Origin of the sequence: Dysgonomonas sp. Marseille-Q5470 (genome assembly GCF_951230145.1) — a bacterium.
GTDB lineage: Bacteria > Bacteroidota > Bacteroidia > Bacteroidales > Dysgonomonadaceae > Dysgonomonas.
In genome coordinates this window covers 132,721-153,720 of record NZ_CATNVE010000011.1, presented here as the reverse complement: position 1 = coordinate 153,720, position 21,000 = coordinate 132,721, and the positions used below count along the sequence as shown (strand labels likewise).

16 protein-coding genes are annotated in these 21,000 nt (G+C 37.0%); 11 read left to right on the top strand and 5 right to left on the bottom strand.

The features are described 5' to 3' along the window. Positions 1–32: 32 nt before the first annotated feature. Genes QOX35_RS15325 through ccsA form a run of 3 tightly spaced genes read left to right on the top strand, consistent with a single transcriptional unit; the run spans position 33 to position 3,408 of the window. The gene (locus QOX35_RS15325; RefSeq protein ID WP_283687678.1) at positions 33–1,310 is read left to right on the top strand and encodes an alginate export family protein; all 1,278 of its coding nucleotides are present in this window, start codon (positions 33–35) and stop codon (positions 1,308–1,310) included. 22 nt (positions 1,311–1,332) lie between these two features. After that, complete coding sequence (locus QOX35_RS15320) at positions 1,333–2,610, top strand: cytochrome c biogenesis ResB family protein (protein WP_283687677.1); 1,278 nt, start codon at positions 1,333–1,335, stop codon at positions 2,608–2,610. 18 nt (positions 2,611–2,628) lie between these two features. Next, the gene (gene ccsA / locus QOX35_RS15315; RefSeq protein WP_283687676.1) at positions 2,629–3,408 is read left to right on the top strand and encodes a cytochrome c biogenesis protein CcsA; all 780 of its coding nucleotides are present in this window, start codon (positions 2,629–2,631) and stop codon (positions 3,406–3,408) included. A gap of 80 nt (positions 3,409–3,488) precedes the next feature. On the opposite strand, the gene QOX35_RS15310 is transcribed toward ccsA, so the two are convergent. Then, the gene (locus QOX35_RS15310; RefSeq protein WP_283687675.1) at positions 3,489–4,151 is read right to left on the bottom strand and encodes a Crp/Fnr family transcriptional regulator; all 663 of its coding nucleotides are present in this window, start codon (positions 4,149–4,151) and stop codon (positions 3,489–3,491) included. Positions 4,152–4,362: 211 nt separating this feature from the next. Between QOX35_RS15310 and hcp the strand changes: the two genes are divergently transcribed. The 7 genes from hcp to QOX35_RS15275 all read left to right on the top strand — a co-directional run bounded on the left by hcp (position 4,363) and on the right by QOX35_RS15275 (position 14,962). Next, entirely contained in the window at positions 4,363–6,015 is a 1,653-nt protein-coding gene (gene hcp / locus QOX35_RS15305; protein WP_283687687.1) for a hydroxylamine reductase, read from the top strand. 31 nt (positions 6,016–6,046) lie between these two features. After that, positions 6,047–6,376 carry a cupin domain-containing protein gene (locus tag QOX35_RS15300; RefSeq protein ID WP_283687674.1) on the top strand — a complete coding sequence of 110 codons (330 nt, stop codon included), beginning with the start codon at positions 6,047–6,049 and terminating at the stop codon, positions 6,374–6,376. 3 nt (positions 6,377–6,379) lie between these two features. Next, complete coding sequence (locus tag QOX35_RS15295) at positions 6,380–7,606, top strand: DUF438 domain-containing protein (RefSeq protein ID WP_283687673.1); 1,227 nt, start codon at positions 6,380–6,382, stop codon at positions 7,604–7,606. Between the two features lie 6 nt (positions 7,607–7,612). After that, entirely contained in the window at positions 7,613–8,119 is a 507-nt protein-coding gene (locus QOX35_RS15290) for a DUF1858 domain-containing protein (protein WP_283687672.1), read from the top strand. Between the two features lie 239 nt (positions 8,120–8,358). Further along, positions 8,359–11,250 carry a PD-(D/E)XK nuclease family protein gene (locus tag QOX35_RS15285; protein ID WP_283687671.1) on the top strand — a complete coding sequence of 964 codons (2,892 nt, stop codon included), beginning with the start codon at positions 8,359–8,361 and terminating at the stop codon, positions 11,248–11,250. A 155-nt stretch (positions 11,251–11,405) separates the two neighbouring features. Beyond that, positions 11,406–13,079, top strand: a complete 1,674-nt coding sequence (locus QOX35_RS15280; protein ID WP_283687670.1) for a putative transporter — start codon at positions 11,406–11,408, stop codon at positions 13,077–13,079. Positions 13,080–13,183: 104 nt separating this feature from the next. After that, positions 13,184–14,962 carry a L,D-transpeptidase family protein gene (locus QOX35_RS15275; RefSeq protein WP_135104430.1) on the top strand — a complete coding sequence of 593 codons (1,779 nt, stop codon included), beginning with the start codon at positions 13,184–13,186 and terminating at the stop codon, positions 14,960–14,962. Between the two features lie 15 nt (positions 14,963–14,977). On the opposite strand, the gene QOX35_RS15270 is transcribed toward QOX35_RS15275, so the two are convergent. The 4 genes from QOX35_RS15270 to QOX35_RS15255 form a co-directional block, all read right to left on the bottom strand. Continuing rightward, a complete protein-coding gene (locus tag QOX35_RS15270) occupies positions 14,978–16,270 on the bottom strand; it encodes a bifunctional folylpolyglutamate synthase/dihydrofolate synthase (protein ID WP_135104429.1) in 1,293 nt (430 codons plus the stop codon). 145 nt (positions 16,271–16,415) lie between these two features. After that, complete coding sequence (gene radA, locus QOX35_RS15265) at positions 16,416–17,780, bottom strand: DNA repair protein RadA (protein ID WP_283687669.1); 1,365 nt, start codon at positions 17,778–17,780, stop codon at positions 16,416–16,418. 23 nt (positions 17,781–17,803) lie between these two features. After that, positions 17,804–19,417, bottom strand: coding sequence for a trypsin-like serine protease (locus QOX35_RS15260; protein ID WP_283687668.1), 1,614 nt, complete (start codon positions 19,415–19,417; stop codon positions 17,804–17,806). Beyond that, entirely contained in the window at positions 19,414–19,935 is a 522-nt protein-coding gene (locus QOX35_RS15255) for a shikimate kinase (protein WP_283687667.1), read from the bottom strand. Before QOX35_RS15255 ends, QOX35_RS15260 begins: the two co-directional genes overlap by 4 nt. 418 nt (positions 19,936–20,353) lie before the next feature. Between QOX35_RS15255 and QOX35_RS15250 the strand changes: the two genes are divergently transcribed. After that, complete coding sequence (locus QOX35_RS15250) at positions 20,354–20,992, top strand: HAD family hydrolase (RefSeq protein ID WP_283687666.1); 639 nt, start codon at positions 20,354–20,356, stop codon at positions 20,990–20,992. The last annotated feature ends 8 nt before the right edge of the window (positions 20,993–21,000 follow it).

Genomic DNA, 21,000 nt, shown 5'->3' with positions numbered 1-21,000 from the left:
CATTTGCAGGCGCTTTTTAAACTATAATCATTATGAGAAAGATTTTCATAATAGGGTTGCTATTAATCCCTCTCACATTATTAGGACAAGAGAATAATCAAGAAGACATATTTTCCATATCGGCGCAACTACGATCACGCGGAGAATATCGCAATGGAACCTTGTTCCCCAGAAATGAAGGTGAACACCCCGCTACTTTCATAAACAACCGTGCTCGAATTTCAATGGACTTTCAACGTTCAAATCTGGAATTAAAACTATCAGGACAGCACGTTGGAGTTTGGGGGCAAGATCCCCAAGTAAATAAGAATGGACGTTTCATGCTAAACGAAGCATGGGCTAAATTAAATTTTAACAACGGATTCTTTGCCCAATTAGGAAGACAAGCCTTATCTTATGACGATGAACGTATATTAGGTGGGCTCGATTGGAACGTTTCGGGACGCTATCATGATGTATTAAAGTTAGGATATGCGGATAAAATAAACACTTTGCATTTGATCCTGGCTTTAAACCAGAACGATGAAAAAATAAAAGGAGGAAGTTTTTATGAAGCCGGAGGACAGCCTTATAAAAATATGCAAACACTTTGGTATCACTATGGAAATAAAGAGACCCCATTCGGCATCTCATTACTTGCAATGAATCTGGGTCTTCAGTACGGAAGCGAAGAAGATTCATCCAACAAGTATATGCAAACCTTTGGGACTTATTTGACTTATATAGCAAATGGTTGGGATATCAAAGGTTCTTTTTATTATCAAACAGGAAAAAATAAGTCAAATAAAGAAGTATCAGCCTTTATGGGAAGCCTTTTTGCAGGTTTCAAAATAGACTCTAAATGGTCATTAGGTGTGGGCAGTGACTATCTGAGTGGAAACAAGCAGGATGACACAAAGCAAAAAGCATTTGATCCGTTGTATGGTACACACCATAAATTCTACGGAACAATGGATTACTTCTATGCTTCTTCATTTGCGAATGGTCTCAATCCGGGGTTATGGGACAATCAACTTGCCATTTTCTACAAGCCCTCGAAGAAAGTCGATCTATCTTTGAATTATCATTATTTCTTGACTGCAAATGAAGTTATTGTATCAAATGAAAAAATAGACAAAGGCTTAGGTTCTGAGTTTGACTTTCAGGTAAATTGGTCAATCATGCCTGATGTAAAACTTATGGCAGGCTATTCGTTCATGCTTGGAAGCAAATCGATGGATGTAGTAAAAGGCGGATACCATAAAAGCTGGCAAGACTGGGGATGGGTATCTATAAATATAACACCTAAACTATTCTCGACAAAAAAATAATAGCTCTCTTCTATATAAACAGATGGAAAAAACAAATAATCGAAAAATGTGGCAACAGTCTTGGGGATATCCTGAAAGCATTGTTGCTACGTGCGGAATCCTTTTGGTCGGATTTCTCCTTCAACTCACAATTGGTAATTTTAATTTTTATTTATTGGCATTCCCTTCCAATCTCTTGGTTGGAGCTATTATAATGATTTTATGTATTCTTTCGCTTTTTGTTCGTAAGAACCATTTCATACTATGGTTTAGTGGTATTCCCTCTTCAGTCTGTTTAATCTCAGCATTACTCATTCTTACGATCATTATGGGGCTTACTCCACAAACGACAAGCCATACGGACGAAGTTTCAGTAAACATATTTTCAAGTCTGGGTTTCGACAGTATGACAAGTTCATGGGCTTTCATACTCATTTACTTTATCACCCTATTATCACTTGGCTGTCTTATCGTTCGCCGTTTGTTTAATTTCCGCAAGAAAGACTACGCATTTTACTTGAACCATATCGGACTATGGATCACACTATTCGCAGCAGGACTGGGACATGCTGATATTGAACGTTATCTGATGCACATACGTGAAGGAGAGGTAGAGTGGAGAGTTTATGATGAAGATGAAAACGTAAAGGAATTACCTATTGCGATACAACTAAACGATTTTGATATGGAGGAATATCCACCCAAACTAACTATTATAGATCGCAAAAGTGGAAAACCTCTGCCAGAAGACAAGCCTGACTATTATCAGATAGATACAGAGATAGCTCAAGGACGACTTAATGGATGGGAGATTGAATTGAAAGAATATATCCATCAGGCAGTACGCAATAGCGATAGTACCTATAGGGAGGTACCTATGCCCGGAGCAACTCCGGCTGCCAAAATACGAGCATTCAATGTATCTCAAGGTAAAGATACCACCGGATGGATATGTGGAGGAAATCAGGCACAACTTTATATGACCCTTCCCCTCGATGAACGCCAGTGTGTGGTAATGAGCGTTCCTGAGCCCAAACGATTTATGTCGGATATAGAAGCATACACACCTGACGGCACAATAAAAAAAGGAACAATAGAAGTAAATAAACCAATGCGTATCGGAACTTGGACAATCTATCAATATGGATATGATAATCAGGCCGGACGCTTATCTTCATACAGTAGCATGGAACTTGTATACGACCCTTGGGTTATACCGGTATATATCGGATTTATTTTTATCGCTCTAGGTTCAATCGCTTTAATTTGGAATGGCAGATTGGTTAAGCATAGAAGTGAGAATGACAACAACAAAGAATAATAGTACTAAGATAAGAATATGAATTGGAATAATTTTATATGGTTTGCACTTCCTGCTGTAATACTCTGGTTTTCGGCCGGAATTATAGTGTATCGATCACAAAAGCGATTAGCTGATATATTAATGCTATGTGGTATTGCTGTATTTGCTGCATTTATCACAGGCTTTTGGATACATATCGAACGTCCGCCAATGAGAACGATGGGTGAAACTCGCTTATGGTATTCTTTTTTTCTATCTTCGGTCGGATACCTAGCTTATCGCAGATGGAAATATCCTTGGCTATTATCGTTCTCTGCATTGGTAGCATCGGTTTTTGTGTTTATCAATTTATTTAAGCCCGAAATACATTCTAAAAATTTGATGCCTGCCCTTCAAAGCGAATGGTTTGTACCTCATGTCACATCCTATATTCTTTCTTACGCAATGTTTGGAGCTGCTACTATCGGAGCTTTTGTGCAATTACGAAAAGTACATCGTTATGGTTATTCTGATGAAAAGATATTCAATTTTATAGATAATATCGTTTATGTAGGATTTGGGTTCCTTGTATTAGGAATGCTGATGGGTGCTGTATGGGCAAAAGAAGCATGGGGACACTATTGGTCATGGGATCCTAAAGAAACATGGGCTTTTGTTACGTCCATGGCTTATCTCGCGTATATACATATACGGTTGTATGGTAAATATGATAAAGTTGCGCTTTGGGCGTTGCCTATCGCATTCATATTACTGATGATAACTTGGATTGGTGTAAATTACCTACCGGCCGCACAAGGGAGTGTACATGTATATTGACAATACAGAATTATATAGATAGAATAGAAAATTCGGTTCTCTATTATTATAGAGTAAGACAAAAGATATTCGGATATCAATTATCCTAACAATTCTTTTATTTCATTATAGTTTAGTATTTTACCTTTACCTCCTTCAAATTCTATGATTCCACTGGCAGCCATTTCTGAAATAGCTCTGGATAGGGAAGGACGTTCTACACCAAAATACTCGGCAAGAGATGCGATACTCTTTCCTAATTCAAAAGATCCGTTTTTATCGTGCTGCAAAATGTAATATGCTATTTTAGCTTTAATTCCTTTTTGTGAGAATATTTTGAGCCTTTCAGACAAGAATTGTACGCGATCGGCATTGAAAGCCATGAATCCTCGCAAAAATCCGGGACATTTAGCCATTTGTTTCTCCACAGAATCTTTGGTGATAAATAAAATTTCGCAATCATCAAGAGCTATCACATCCACAGGGAAACGATTATTTTCCGCAAAAATAAAAGCAGCAGCCAAAGGATAAGGAGCTGAAATTTCTTCTACTGATAGAGTAAGCCCCGAATCGGAAACTATCTCTGTTTTTACTTTCCCTTTGGATAACATATATAACTGTGAAATAACATCACCTTGATAGGCGATGTATTCTCCTTTTTTATAATGCTTTATAGTATGATCTATCGTACACTTTAGTCGAGCAATCTCTTCTTGAGATTTTTCACGACACATTGTACAGAAAAAAAGTAAGTCAGAGTTCATAGTCTTGTAATTTTTTACAAAGTTACAAAAAATAATCCACAGTCGTAACAAATGTTACGATTTTAGTTTCACTACCATCGTATGTTTGCATAGGAAATAACAGGTTAGTCACAATAATCAGGAGTTAAATTTACTATATAACCAATTTATCAGAAATAAAGGAATAATCATTCTATAAAAAATAATTAACTAAAAAACTAAGGATATGAATATGTTTTGTTATCAGTGTCAGGAAACAGCTCACAATACAGGCTGTACGGTAAAAGGTGTTTGTGGAAAAACTTCGGAGGTAGCTAATCTTCAAGACTTGTTAATGTTTCTTCTCAAAGGAATCTCATACAGTACAGTAGAATTACGTAAAGCAGGTGTAGAAATACCCGCTTATACAAACCGCTTTGTAATGGAGTCATTATTTATGACAATCACCAATGCAAACTTCGACAAAGAGCGTTTCGTAATACGTGTACGTGAAGCTATAAATCTGAGAGACGAACTTTTACTCGAATTAAAAGCTAAAGGAGGCAACACTACACCCAACCTAGATTGTGACTGTATTACTTGGACTACCGAAAGCGTAAAAGAAATGGAAGTGAAGGCTGGAAATGTAGGAATCCTTGAAACTAAAAATGAAGATATACGCTCGTTGCGTGAACTTCTTATCTATGGAATCAAAGGGATGGCAGCTTACGCTGAACATGCGTCAAATCTGGGATATGAGGATGATGACATCCATGCCTTTATGCAAGAAGCTTTAGTTGCAACAACCCAAGAATTAAGCGGAGACGAGCTTACAGCTCTTGTGCTTAAGTGTGGTGAATATGGTGTAAAAACAATGGCTTTGCTTGATAAGGCAAATACTTCTACATACGGAAATCCTGAAATTACCAAAGTAAATATCGGGGTTCGCAATAATCCGGGAATCCTTATCTCTGGTCACGACTTGCGTGATATGCAAGACCTATTAGAACAAACAGAAGGAACAGGCGTAGATGTCTACACACACAGCGAAATGCTTCCGGCGCATTACTACCCTGCATTTAAGAAATATAGTCATTTTGTAGGCAATTACGGTAGTGCTTGGTGGCGTCAGAACGAAGACTTTGAATCATTTAATGGTGTAATACTATTTACTACTAACTGTATTGTACCTCCACGTTCTACTTCAACCTACGCAGATAAAGTATATACTACCGGTGCATCAGGGTTTACCGACTTCCAACATATAGAAGACAGAAAAGACGGGCAGCCTAAAGATTTTTCAAAATTGATAGAGCATGCAAAACAATGCAAAGCCCCTACTGAAATAGAGTCTGGAGAAATTATCGGAGGATTTGCTCACGCACAAGTATTCGCACTTGCTGATAAGGTCGTTGACGCTGTAAAAACAGGAGCTATACGTAAGTTCTTTGTAATGGCAGGTTGCGACGGTCGTATGAAAGGACGTAACTATTATACTGAATTTGCAGAAAATCTACCTAAAGATACAGTTATCCTCACTGCCGGTTGTGCTAAGTATCGCTACAACAAATTGCCTCTGGGTGATATAGGTGGTATTCCTCGTGTTCTGGATGCCGGACAATGTAACGACAGTTACTCTCTCGCTTTGATTGCGCTGAAACTTAAAGAAGTTTTTGAACTAAATGACATTAATGAATTACCGATTGCATACAACATTGCATGGTACGAACAAAAAGCTGTTATCGTTCTTCTTGCATTGTTATCACTCGGTGTAAAAAATATTCACTTAGGGCCAACACTCCCGGCATTCTTATCGCCTAACGTGGCAAAAGTGCTGGTTGATAATTTTGGTATTGGCTCTATTACCACACCTGACGAAGATATGAAGATGTTTCTTGCTTCATAATGTCAGCACATAATTACATAAAACATTAAAAATGGAAACAAATACATTCGCTAAAGCAACCGTATTCAATATTGCGGGGCAAATCGATTATTCCATAGGAGGAATAGTAAGCAAACAAATACTTAAAAACCGAGCAGGAAATGTTACATTATTTTCCTTCGACAAGGGACAAGGACTTAGCGAGCATACAGCACCTTTCGATGCGCTTGTACAAGTACTGGATGGTGAAGTTGAGATTCGCATAAATGGCGAACCTCACAGGGTAAAGGCAGGTGAGATTATTATAATGCCGGCTAACATAACCCATGCACTTCAAGCTGTGGAGTCTTTTAAGATGTTATTAACCATGATAAAAGAATAGGCGATGAGCGAGCTAATCAATAATTCCGAAAAAAGAAAAGAGTTACTTAAACATCTTATTCTTCAATTGCATAACGGCGAAGCTCCCGAACAAGTGAAAAGCCATCTGATAAATTTACTACACTCGGTTCCATACAATGAGGTAGTAGAGGTAGAGCAGGAATTGATAGCTGAAGGTCTTCCCGAAGAAGATATATTACGCCTCTGCGATATACACACGGCTGTACTCGACGGAAGTATAGATACATCAACCGCCAAAGGTGTACCTGATGGACATCCTGTAGATACTTTTATCAAAGAAAACAGAGAACTGGAAAAGCGCATAGACCTGACTTATGGGATGTTCGATGTGTTGAAAAACTTGAAAGATAGTGACATTGCAGATTATACGATGGGATTGCGAAGCCTCTTTAATCAACTATCGGATGTAGATAAACACTTTTTGCGCAAAGAGTATCTATTGTTTCCATTTCTAGAGAAGGCAGGAATTACAGGTCCACCGAAGGTGATGTGGGGAAAACATGATGAAACCCGGGAATTATTGAAAGCCGCTCATGAAGCTCTCAAAAGCGAACTGACAAGAGAAGAGCTGGAAACAGTTTGCTCTTTGGTTTTGCAACCTGCCATCGATGCAATAGAAGGCATGATAATGAAAGAAGAACAAATTCTATTGCCAATGTGCCTGGATACACTCACTGAAGAAAATTGGTATCAAATACATAAGGAAACAACGATATACGGTTTTTGCCTTTATGATCCAAGCGTAGAGTGGAAACCCGAACTTGTAAAGCAAGAAGAAGCAATCTTTATGCCGGGTAATGCAATTAAGCTATCTTCAGGCAGCTTCGATATAAAAGAGTTAGAAGCTCTTTTTGTTACTCTTCCGGTAGATATCACTTTTGTTGATAAAGATGATAAAGTAAAGTTCTTTTCTCACAGTCCTAATCGTGTATTTGAGAGAAATCGTTCTATTATCGGGCGTGATGTACGTATGTGCCATCCTCCCCACAGTGTTCATATCGTAGAACAAATCATTGATGACTTCAAGACCGGCAAAGAAAACAAAGCCGCATTTTGGATATCTAACTTCAAAGGACGCTTTGTGCATATAGATTATACCGCTCTCAGGGGACATGACGGAGAATATTTAGGCGTGATAGAAATTACTCAGGATATAACCGACTTGCGAAAGCTGGAAGGAGATCAGAGGTTACTTTCTTATTCAAAATAAAGAGTCATGGATATTAATCTACATATAAAGGTTTCTGATTTGCTGGATGCATATCCTCATTTAGAGGGTACATTATTGGATCTTTCTCCTGCATTCTCTAAACTGCGGAATCCTATTTTGCGCCGTACTGTAGCAAAGGTTACGACATTACAGCAGGCTGCAAAAGTTGCGGGCATCTCCCCTATTCTACTTCTTGAAACACTGCGCCAAGCCGCCGGGTTGCCTATTGATAACAGTAATGAATCAATAGATATAGATAATGAACAGAAAGATAAGCCGGAATGGTTTGGCGAAATGAATATCACAATTCGGTTTGATGCTCGTCCTATTATAGAGTCTGGAGAAAACCCCATGCAAGAGATTATCCGGTTATCAAAGGAATTGCAAAACAATCAGATTATGGAATTAACTGCACCATTCAAGCCCGTACCAATCATGGATTTGCTAAAATCAAAAGGATTTGAAGTATGGTATAATAACGGTAAAGCTTATTTCATGAAACAAAATCATTGAGCCTTGTAAGATTATAAAAATTAAACATTTAACCAAATTGGCAAGGGGATGCATACTAAATGCATCCCTTTCTCATAAGAGAACCAGAATCTTTATAGTCGTGTAAGGAATCTATTTTAATGATAAAGCACTTCATCAAGAATAAAAACTTTGCCCGGTAATCTTTTGAAGAAAATAATGCAGCCAATGTCTTAAATTCGTATTTTTGCATGTAATTGATTTACCTACTTTCTAAAAAAATGATTCCTTTTCTATACAATGTAGCTCAAGCATACTATAAGGCCGATGGACAAAATATAAGTCGTTATACTTTTGTTTTTCCGAACCGTAGAGCCGGAGTCTTTTTCCAACATTACTTATCGCAGATAGCGGATAAGCCTATTTTTTCGCCCCAAATACTGACAATAGCAGACTTGTTCGAACAACTAAGTCCATATAAAAAAGCAGATCGCATTGAGATGCTTTTTATGTTGTTCAATATATACAAACAGGTAGGTAAGACCAACGAAACATTCGATGAATTTCTATATTGGGGAGAAATGCTGCTCAATGATTTTGACGACATCGATAAATATTTGGTTGATGCACACCAACTGTTCAGAAATATAAAAGACTTAAAAGATATTGACGCCGGATTTTCATACTTAACCGAAACACAGATAGAAGTTATACGACGTTTCTGGTCAAACTTTTTGCCTGTAGGAGAAAATGACAAAAAGAAAGACTTCCTCGAAATGTGGGAAGTACTCTTTCAGCTATACTCTTCTCTAAGAAACCAACTTGCAGAAAAAAATCAAGCCTATGAAGGAATGATTTTCAGAGATGTAATAGATTCTTTTTCAAAGAATCCGGATTATGAACTTCCATACGAAAAAATAATATTTATAGGCCTAAACGGGCATAGCAAATCCGAAGAGAAACTACTTAATTACCTCCATAAAAAAGGTATTGCCGATTTTTATTGGGATTACTCATCACCTTTAGTGCGCGATCCTCAGAACAAAGCATCTTTCTTTATGGATAAGAATAAGGTGCAATTTCCGTCTCAGCTCGCGTTACAACCGGAAGAATTAAGCCTTGATCAACCGACAGTGGAAGCTATTGGCATTCCGTCATCCATAGGACAAGCTAAATATGTGCATACAATCATCAAGTCTTTGTTGGCAGAAAATCAGATAGTGTCATCCGATCAAGCTATGAATACAGCGTTAGTGCTACCTGATGAAAATCTTCTATTGCCAACGCTGTACTCCATACCCCAAGAGATAGACAAGATAAACATAACAATGGGGTATAGCCTGAATAATAGTTCTGTTTCGGGACTGATGGAACACATTTTTGAATTGCAAAAGAATGTAAGAAGATCCGAAAATAGCGCAGGCTTTTATTACAAACCGGTATTGGCTATACTCAATCACCGATATATAACGAATATAGCCGGACAGGAAGCTAAACAACTAAGACAAAATATACTTCAATACAATAAGATTATAGTATCGGTCAAGGAATTAGAAATTCATCCGTTATTTAGTCTCATATTCAAAATAATAGATAATTGGTACGATGCACCTGAGTATTTAAAAGAGATATTATCAGCATTAAGAGGATCCTTATATAATCAGAAAGAAACAGAGAACGAAGAAGAGCAAATAAGTGCCCGTTCGGTAGACATTGAAGGCGAATTCATTGTAGAATACTACAAGACGATCAATAAAATGAACGATGCTTTGCAAAATGTTTCCTTTGAAATTAAAATTGATACGTATTTCAAATTATTGAAAAAGTTGATAGTAAACATCAGCGTGCCTTTTACGGGAGAGCCTTTATCTGGATTACAAATTATGGGACTGCTCGAAACTCGTGCTTTAGACTTCGACAATCTTATTATCCTATCGATGAATGAAGGTATCTTCCCTCTCAAACGTGCTACCAGTTCTTTTATACCATATAATCTTCGAAAAGGATTTGATTTACCGACTTACGAGCATCAGGACAGTATTTTTGCTTATCACTTTTATCGTTTGATAAACCGGGCTAAACGAATTTATCTTTTGTATGATACTCGCACCGACGGCTTACAATCGGGCGAAGTGAGCCGCTATTTTAAACAGATAAAACATTTATATGCCAATTCATTCGATATAAGGGAAAAGCTCACTGTTTACAAAGTTTCTTCTACCGAGAGTCTTCCCATTTCAGTATCTAAAACTCCTGAGATACAGGAAAAGATGAATGTGTTTTTGCAAGGAGGAGACAAACAACTATCTGCCAGTGCTATCAATGTGTATCTCAATTGTCCTCTACAGTTTTATTTCTCTGTAGTAGAAAACATGGCAGAAGAGGATGAGGTAGTGGAAACAATAGAGGCCAGTATGTTTGGAACAATTTTTCACTCAATAATGGAATGGTTGTACGAGCCATTTAAGGGAAAGATGATTACTGCGGACTTGTTACACAAGATCAGAAAGGATGAAAAGCTGCTGACAGAAAATATAGAACGATCTTTTGCTAAAAACTATTTCAAAACTGAGAAAATAAAAAAATTGACAGGGCAGAATTATCTGACCGGAGAAGTGCTTCGTAAATATATCAAACAAGTTTTAGTTACTGATGCGGGACTTACACCTTTTATCTATGTCGACTCAGAAGAAAGAATAAAAATGGAATATACTCTACCATCGGGGAAAGTTGTATCCTTAAAAGGATTTATCGACCGTGTAGATGAAGTTAAAGGCCGTACCCGTATTATCGATTATAAGACAGGAAAAGGAGTATTACGATATAAAGAAATGAAAGATCTTTTTGATAAAGATCTTAAAGATCGCCCTAAAGCAGTGATGCAGGTATTTATGTATTCACATCTTTATATGCAAAAGTATCCGAATAAAATAATAGAACCGGGGATATACTATCTCCGCAATCTATTCGATGCTAAATTTGAGCCGGGAGTAATTAATAAATCGGGACGCAACGATGACCATATAACAGACTTCTCAATGTATAGAGAAGAATTCAAAGAATACTTCGATACGTGCCTCGATGAGATATTCGACCCTGAGACATCATTTACACAAACACCTACCGGAGAAGCTTGTAAGTGGTGTATATTCACAAACATTTGCAAAAAATAGGAAGTCCGTAAATTATCATTAACAGCTTCTGTAATTGAATAACGAGAGATGGAAAATTTATATTCTTCTCTCTCTTTTTATTTTTCACATGCGGATATTGGCTCTTTCACATTAAATGTTTTACCTTTGCAGTCCATTTCTAAGTAGTAAATTGTATGGATTGGTTTATGAAAACCATAATAGAATCCCCATCGGTTCTATCAATTATAATTATATCTATAGTTTCTGCTGTTGGACTACAACTAGGAAAACTAAAACTCCTCAATATCTCTCTTGGTATTACATTTGTCTTCTTTGTTGGTATCGTTATTGGTCACTTCAATTTCGACCTGAACAAAGATATGCTCAACTTTGCTCAAAATTTTGGACTTATCCTTTTTGTATATGCATTGGGATTGCAAGTAGGTCCGGGATTCTTTTCATCTTTAAGGGCTGGAGGATTGCGTATGAATATGCTTGCCTTGGGAGTTGTATTTCTAGGACTAATCCTCACCGTTATATTCAGCTATGCAAGTGACATATCCCTTCCTAATATGGTAGGAATATTATGCGGTGCTACGACAAATACACCGGCTCTTGGTGCGGCTCAGCAGGCATTACAACAAATTAGCGGAAATCAAAGGGTAATAGCCGACATGGCCTTGGCTACAGCCATTGCCTACCCATTAGGGGTAGTGGGAGTTATTCTGGCTATAATATTTCTTAGAAAGTGCTTTGTGCCAAACGATGAATTTGCGAAGCTATCAGAAAAGAAAGAAAATGAAATGCACGTAGGTGAATTTCATATAACTAATCCGGCTATAGAAGGAAAATCGATAGTTGATATAATGAAATTAACGGCTAAGCATTTCGTTATTTCACGTATCTGGCACGATGGTATAGTTACTATTCCTACTTCTGCGAGTATTCTCAGACATAATGACCACTTGCTTATTATATCTAAAAAAAGCGACGTAGAACATATCAAAGTTCTATTTGGAGAACAAGAAAACGTTGACTGGAATAAAGAAGATATAGACTGGAACCACATAGACAATAGCCAATTAGTATCACGAAGAATCATTATCACCAATAGCAAAATAAACGGTGAGAAACTCGGAAGCCTGAAACTGCGCAATAATTATGGAATAAACATAACACGTATTAACCGTGCAGGTATAGACCTATTAGCATCATCGGATCTTATGCTACAAATTGGAGATAAGCTTACTGTAGTCGGAGAAAAAGCATCGATAGACAATGTTGCTAAAATACTTGGTGATGAGGAGAAGCGACTTAATACACCAAATCTGATAGCAATATTCCTTGGAATCGCGCTAGGTCTTATACTAGGAGCGTTACCGATACCTTTTCCGGGAATGGATTTTCCGATCAGATTAGGGATTGCTGGCGGTCCTATTATTGTAGGAATTTTGATGGGATCATTTGGCCCTCGATTTCATATTACTACTTATACAACGCAAAGTGCCAATTTACTGATGCGCCAGTTTGGTTTAACAGTATATCTGGCTTGTCTGGGTATTGGAGCAGGAGAACACTTTTTCGAAACAGTATTCCAAACCGAAGGATTGATATGGATTGGTTTTGGCTTTATACTTACAGTTGTACCGGTACTTATTGTTGCATTGATAGCTATGAAATTATATAATATCAATTTTGCCCGGAATGTAGGAATGCTATGTGGTAGTATGGCTAATCCAATGGCTTTAAGCTATGTCAATTCTACTATCGACGGCGATGAGCCTGCCGTTGCTTATGCTACAGTGTATCCGGTATCAATGTTTGCTCGAATCGTTTTCACACAATTGTTGCTGATGCTATTTTTCTGAAATAACTATAATAACATCAGGTACCTTAACACGTTTGTACTATCATAACTTTTTGTATAATTTTGTCTTTATAAAAACACTTGTACTTGATCAACTTTACTTTTATGAAAAAAACATTATCCATTTCTTTAGTCTTAGCATTCTTAATTTTTAGCTTCACGGACTGTAAAGAAAAGGAAACTACAAAGCTTAGCGAATCAACAAATAAACAGGTAGCTAAGTCTAAATTTGCACGACTATATCCCGACTATAATCCTCAGCTGATAAAAGAGACTATACATGAGCTTATTCTAAAAGATTCCCTATTACTGCCATTTTATACCGAAGATGTATATCATCCTGTTTGGTCACATGATACATTAGACGTAGCGAGAATAAAGGACTTTGTTTCTGTTCTGAAAGAAAGTGATAAACATGGTTTATTGTCAGAATATTTCTCTGCGAGTAGAATAGAAGCTCTTACAGATTCTATAGACGCAGGATTGTATAACCTTGACGATCTGTATAAAAAGATGGTTGATCTGGAACTGACTTCTACTCTGACTGCTGTAAAATACATCAAAGGGATGAAATACGGTTTTGTCAACCCTAAAAAATTGTACAAAAAAGATTATGATATATCAGTATTAACCGCCGACTCTGCTTTCTATCAAGAGATATATAAGGGGTTGAAAGAAGATCCGATCTCTAGTATCATTAATTCTGTGCCTACAGACCCGATCTATCTGAGACTTCAAAAAGAATACCAAAATCTGAAAGATAACAAAGAACAAGGATTTAAAAAGATAACAAGTACAGAAACCTATAAGTTGGGAGATAAAAATAAACATATATCTGAAATTGCCAGAAGATTAGCCCTAACAGGAGAATATATTATGGAAGAAGGCGACTCTATCGGAGATGATTCTTCAGATATGATCTTGGATGAAAATCTGCTCGAGGCAATAAATGTATTCCGAAAAAAGAACTCATACCCGGAAGAAAAAGAAGTAGGCAAGCTGACTATAGATGCGCTAAACAGGCCACTGGATTACTATTTGGATAAGCTACAAGCTAATATGGAGCGTTATCGTTGGAAAATGACAAAAGCAAAGCATAACAAGCATATCGAAGTAAATGTTGCATCGGCATATCTTATGGCCACGGAGCAAGACAGCCTTCCTCTGATCATGAAAGTTTGTGTTGGCACTGCTACTAATAAAACACCTTTATTACAAAGTGATATCAGCTACTTGAATCTGAATCCGATATGGAATATTCCAACAAGTATAGCACAGAAAGAAGTAGCAGTATTACAAAAAAAAGATCCTACATACATTAAGCGTCACAACATGAAACTGTATAGGAACGGCAAAGAAGTAGATATTACGACTATCAACTGGAAAGAAGTTGACCCTTCTAAGTTTTCATATACAATTCGTCAAAGTCCCGGAGAAAGTAATGCTCTTGGCTTAGTAAAATTCATGTTCAACAACGCATTTTCAGTATATCTACACGACACCCCATCTAAAGCGGCATTCGGAAGAAAAAACAGAGCCGTAAGCCATGGATGTGTCAGAGTACAAAAACCTTTCGATCTGGCTTTCTTTTGTATGTCGACAACATCAGACGACATATACAAAGATCGATTATTTTATAGTATAGATAAACAACCTATATCAAAGGCAGGAAAGAAGCTCGCACAAGAAAACAAATTAAAAAAGCTACCGGATATTCTTAATCCTAAAGACAAGATTTCTTTATTCATAGATTATTACACAGTCTATATGTATCCTGACGACGATATGCTATACTATGCTGATGATGTGTATGAATATGATAGTGCAATACTTAATGCACTAAAGCCGCAACATAGTAAAGTAAAGAAAGAGCAAAAGAATTAATACCCTGTATTGCTTCTATTCATAGCCGAATTCGATAAGTGCATCAGCTACAACGAAGTTGCTTCCTCCTATAAATATAAAATCACTTGGTATAGCCCAATCTTTTGCTGCACGAATAGCTTCTTTCACTGTAGGATATGAATAGCCTGTAAGCCCTTTTTTGACAGCTAATTCTTGCAAGGTTCGTTCGTTCATCGATCGAGGTACAGATGCTTTAGTAAAGTAATAAATAGCCTTTTTAGGGAGTAAGGATAATACAGATGAGATATCTTTGTCATTTACCATACCCAGAATAATATGCAATGTATCATAACGCTCGTTTACAAGCTGTTCTGATATATATTTCATTCCGGCTTCATTATGCCCTGTATCACATACAATTTTGGGATTATAGTCTTGTAGTATTTGCCAGCGTCCCATTAGTCCGGTATATTCATTCACATAGGCAAAACTATTATATACAGCCTTGGATGGTATTACATAGCCCTGTTTTTGAAGTTCACGTATAGCACATAGTACTGTCGCCGTATTTTTTATCTGGGCATAGCCCGAAAGTTCACCTTTGAGCTGCTGATAGTATTTTGTATCATACAACCACCCACTGGCAGTACGCAAGCTTGAGTGTATAAGTTTTTCATCTTCTGCAAAAACGATAGGTGCTCCTACCCTCTCTGCAGTATCTTCAAACACCTTACGGACATCACCTTCTGCCTCTCCAATAATAACAGGAATATATTTCTTGATTATACCTGCTTTTTCAGCCGCAATTTTCTCTAGTGTATTGCCCAAAAATTGCATATGATCGAAGCTAATATTGGTAATTATACTCAACACCGGTGTTATAATATTAGTACTATCCAGTCTTCCTCCTAGTCCGACTTCTATTATTGCAACATCAACATTTGTATCGGCAAAATACTGAAAAGCCATCATCATCGTCAGCTCAAAGAAAGAAGGCTGTATAGGCTCATAAGCCTCTCTGTGTTTTGTTACAAAATCCAAAACATATTGCTTCGATATCTTCTCTCCATTTACACGAATACGCTCTCTAAAGTCAACTAGATGGGGAGAAGTATATAATCCAACCTTGTAACCAGACTGTTGCAATGTTGCAGCCAAAAGGTGAGACGTAGATCCTTTTCCGTTTGTTCCTGCAATATGAATCGTCTTATATCGGATATGAGGGTGTGAAAAATATTTATCAAGAGACAGACTGTTGTCCAATCCTTCTTTATAGGCTGTACCTCCTACTTTTTGATAAACAGGTAATTGATTATATAAATATTCTAGTGTTTCTTCGTAATTCATTATAAACTATTCTTCTATCTTTTTCTTTATCAGTTGTAATACAACGGAAAATGACATACTTATCAAACCTCCCAATAACGTAGTAAGCAAAAAAGATAATGTCGTCAATACTTCTTTTTGATACGATTCTAATATCGTTATATTTTCATCCAAATAGTTGCCTAAAAGCTTCTTCTACTTTTCTTACTTGCACGATCTCAATGTTTACTTTCGAGGTAAATCCTTTCAGGTTATTTTGAGGAACAAGTATCTTAGAAAAGCCCAGCTTCTCTGCTTCCAATATTCTTTGTTCAATACGATTTACGGGACGTATTTCACCCGACAAGCCCACTTCGCCAGTCATACAAACATGCTTCTCTATGGAGATATCCAAGCTTGAGGACAATACAGCGCTAATTACTGACAAATCCATAGCAGGATCATTCACTCTAAGCCCTCCTGCGATATTAAGAAATACATCTTTTTGTATCAGCTTAAATCCTGCCCTTTTCTCTAATACCGCAAGTAACATATTCATCCGTCGCAGATCAAAACCTGTAGCCGAACGTTGAGGAGTCCCATAAGCAGCAGTACTTACCAAAGCCTGAGTTTCGATAAGAAACGGACGTATTCCTTCTATAGCTGCGGCAATAGAAACACCGCTCAGCCCTTCGTGATTCTGAGTTAATAGCAATTCGGAGGGATTACTAACTTCACGAAGCCCATTTTGCCTCATTTCGTAAATACCTAGTTCGGCAGTACTCCCAAAGCGGTTTTTTATACTTCGCAAAATACGATACATATAATGCTGATCTCCTTCGAATTGCAGTACTGTATCTACAATATGCTCTAGTACTTTTGGTCCGGCAATACTTCCTTCTTTATTTATATGCCCGATAAGAACCACAGGGGTTCCTGTCTCTTTTGCAAACTTAAGGATTGAAGCAGAACATTCGCGGACTTGCGATACGCTACCCGGAGACGATTCTACGGTTTCTGTGAAGATTGTCTGTATAGAGTCTATAATAACAAAGTCCGGTTTTAGATTTTGTATATGAACGAATATCTGTTCGAGATTTGTCTCGCATACGATAAAACAGTTCTCACTATTGGAGTTTATACGATCGGCACGCAATTTCAATTGCCTGGCGCTCTCTTCTCCCGAAACATATAGTGTTTTTATTTTTTTCAGTCCTAAGACTGTTTGTAAAACGAGTGTCGACTTTCCGATACCGGGTTCACCCCCAATCAGCACCAACGAACCGGGAACCAGTCCTCCTCCAAGCACACGGTTCAATTCTCCATCGTGCAAGTCTATACGAGGTTCTTCTCCCGTTTCTACTTCTTTCAATAATAACGGCTTCGCCTTAGATGTTTCAAATAAGTTGGAATTCCCTCTCGATGAGCTATCTTTACTAACAATCTCTTCTACATAAGTATTCCACTCTCCACATACAGGACACTTCCCTAGCCATTTAGGAGAATCATTTCCACAGTTGTTACAAACATATACTGTTTTGGTTTTAGCCATTTTATTATTGAGTCTTTCTTCTTTTACTTCATTACTTTTATCGACTTCGTAGATCTTCCCGAAACATCCACAGAGACAATATATACTCCCGGACGCCATCCAGATAACGTTTCTTCAAATATAGAAGAATCAAAACCTGTGGTTTTAGTATACAATATTCGTCCGTTTAAGTCTGCAATACTTACTTTCTTTAATATATCTTTAGCATATATGCGCAAGACATCATCTTTAAAATATACGAGGAATTCTGGTTGTTGATCAGGATTTGGCTCATCAGTTCCAAGCGAACTCAAACCCTTCAATTTAGTAGCTCCTGTATTATTGGGATCCAAATATTTAGACATATGCTGATCTGCATCATAGTACTGATCCCAATGAAACCAAAATTTACCAAAAGAATCAGCTAACCCCTGATTTGAACAATTACTTTCTCCTCCTGATAATGTACCCACCACATAACCATTTTGATTAAAGAGAGGAGCTCCCGAAGAACCACCCTCTGTAGCGCCTTTATAATAAGTCACACTCCATTGAGTACCATCTGGTTCGTCTTCAGAATCCGGATCCCATTTACTCGAAGTAAGAGGTTTATTAAATAGAGTTATTTTTTTAACATCTCCCAGAGGGTGATGAATTACCGCTCCACCTGTTACACTCGCGCCATCATTTGTTCTATCCCATCCGTTGTAATAGACATCCCAGTTATCGGGAATTGACTCCGACAACCTAAGTAAGGCGCCGTCAGAACCATCATCGATTGAATTAAGTACCAATGGTTTTGCTCCTTTATGATATTTATAGTTGGGTCTGTTTTCTGTTTCACATTCGGGAGTCTCGTAATCAAAAAAGAATTCAGTATTAGATATTATTGACGACGATAAGTATTCAAAACAATGATATGCTGTTAACACATAGGGGGTTTTATCTTCACTCGTGTTATTAATTAACGTACCCGAGCAAAGATAAGTACTACCTCCTCTTTTGACACGCAATTGCAACACTCCTTTTTTCTGATTCTTCCAAAAGCCGCCTTCTGCACAATTTATATTTACCATACAAGAATTAGAGGCGGTATTAAAGCCACTGATCGGATCGCCTTGTTCATCAACATATTTATACCCTACATCGGATATATGCAATCGTGGAGTTCCTATATTTTGTGGTGCTACATATTCAAGTACAACATTATCTCCTTTCAGATTCTCGAGAGAGTAAGCTCCACCTTGGGGGTTATCTTCATGTTTGTATACAATAGCATTTTTCACATTGCTTTTTTCATATACATATAATTGAGCCCCTTCGGGTAAATAAAAATCATCGAATCCTATATAAAACCCTTTGGCATTGGGAATATCGAAAGACAACTTCCAAACATTTTCTTTTGTAGGCAATACCGACCATGTACCAACTGTGTCGGAAGCTATATCTAATGTATAAATTTTGGCCTCTTTGAGTGGAAGGCCTCTTCTTTTTACATTGTTTTTTACTACTAATAATTTTGTATTTTCTTTTTCAACAATGAGAGTCAACTTCGATTTATCTTTATTGAAACTATATTGCTTTTCTTGGGCAGAGAGTGAAATAATACAGGATAACAAAGTAATACCTGCTAAAAAACGAATCAGACTTAAGTTCATAATAATTTTATTAATTTCCGAACATACTCATTTACATCTTCACGAGTGACCAACACCTCAGTTTCATATATAATTTTCGCTTTGGAATAAAAAGGCTCTCTCTTTTCTAGAGTATCTGTTACAAACCGAAGTAGTTCCTCTTCATTTTTATCCTTTATCAAAGGACGTTTATCTTTACAATCATTCAATCGCGAAGCCAGCACATCAGCCGATGCTTTCAAATAAATGGTTGTACCTACTTGATTCATATACTCTATATTATCAAAAAAGCAAGGTGTGCCTCCACCTGTAGATATCACTACATCTTCGAACTCACCTACTTCTTTCAGAATGCTCTTTTCAATATTACGAAATTCGCCTTCTCCAACATCTGAAAAAATCTGTCCTACTGTTTTTTGATAGCGAGCCTGTATGAAGTGGTCTAAATCAACGAATTCTAGATTAAGCTCTTTTGCAAGCTCTCTCCCTGCTGTTGTTTTTCCAGCACCCATATATCCTATCAGGAATATTCTTCTCATCTTAAACAATCAAATATACAAAAATATAAATAAAATAAATAAAGAGGCTTTTTTACAACACCGATTCTTTAGCAAATAAGTATTAATTGCACCTTAATTCCAACTTTTATAACATTCTTTATATAATGGTACAAAAAGTGACAATCCGGAATATATCACAACACAATATAATCCAAACAATTACGTATAAAAAGGTGACAAAGGTGACACTTTTTTATATAATTATTATTGTCACTTTTCTGCTATGCTTTTTACAAGTGACAAGCGATTAATGAATTTATATTGCAATCGCAACAGTACTTTATAATAGATATTTTAAACAGAAAAATATAGTAACTATTTACAAATCAAACGCTAATTGTTAATAACAATTTAAAACCTTACCTTTGCAGCGGAAAAGAAGAAATAATATTGAAATATGACAAAAATAACAACCGTACTGTTCGACTTTGATGGAGTGATAGCTAACACCGAGCCTCAATATGATATATACATTGATGCTTTAGGTGAAAAATATAATCTAGGTATCGAAAATTTTGCTTTGAAAGTAAAAGGAACCACTAGTCCGGACATACTGAAAAAATATTTTAGCCACTTACCCAAAGAAGAAGTAAAAACCGTAGAGAAAGAATTAGGTGAATTCGAATTGCAAATGGACTTTCCTTTGGTAGACGGTGTGATGGAGTTTATTGAGTATCTGAAAAACAATAACTATAAAATAGGATTGGTAACCAGTTCGCAGGATTTCAAAATGAAACGTGCTTTGGATATATTAAATTTATCCAAAACATTCGATACCGAAGTTACAGCGGCACGCATAACCAAAGGTAAACCTAATCCGGCATGCTATCTATTAGCTGCGGAAGACCTGAATGTATCTTCCTCAGAATGCGTTGTATTCGAAGATTCTTTTCATGGAATACGATCAGGCAAAGATGCCGGAATGCGTGTTGTAGGTGTTTCCACTACAATTCCCGAAAATGAACTTCAAGGTAAAGCCGATTTTATAATTTCAGATTTTTCAGATCTAAAACAAGTCATCGAATATATCAACTAAATATAGGA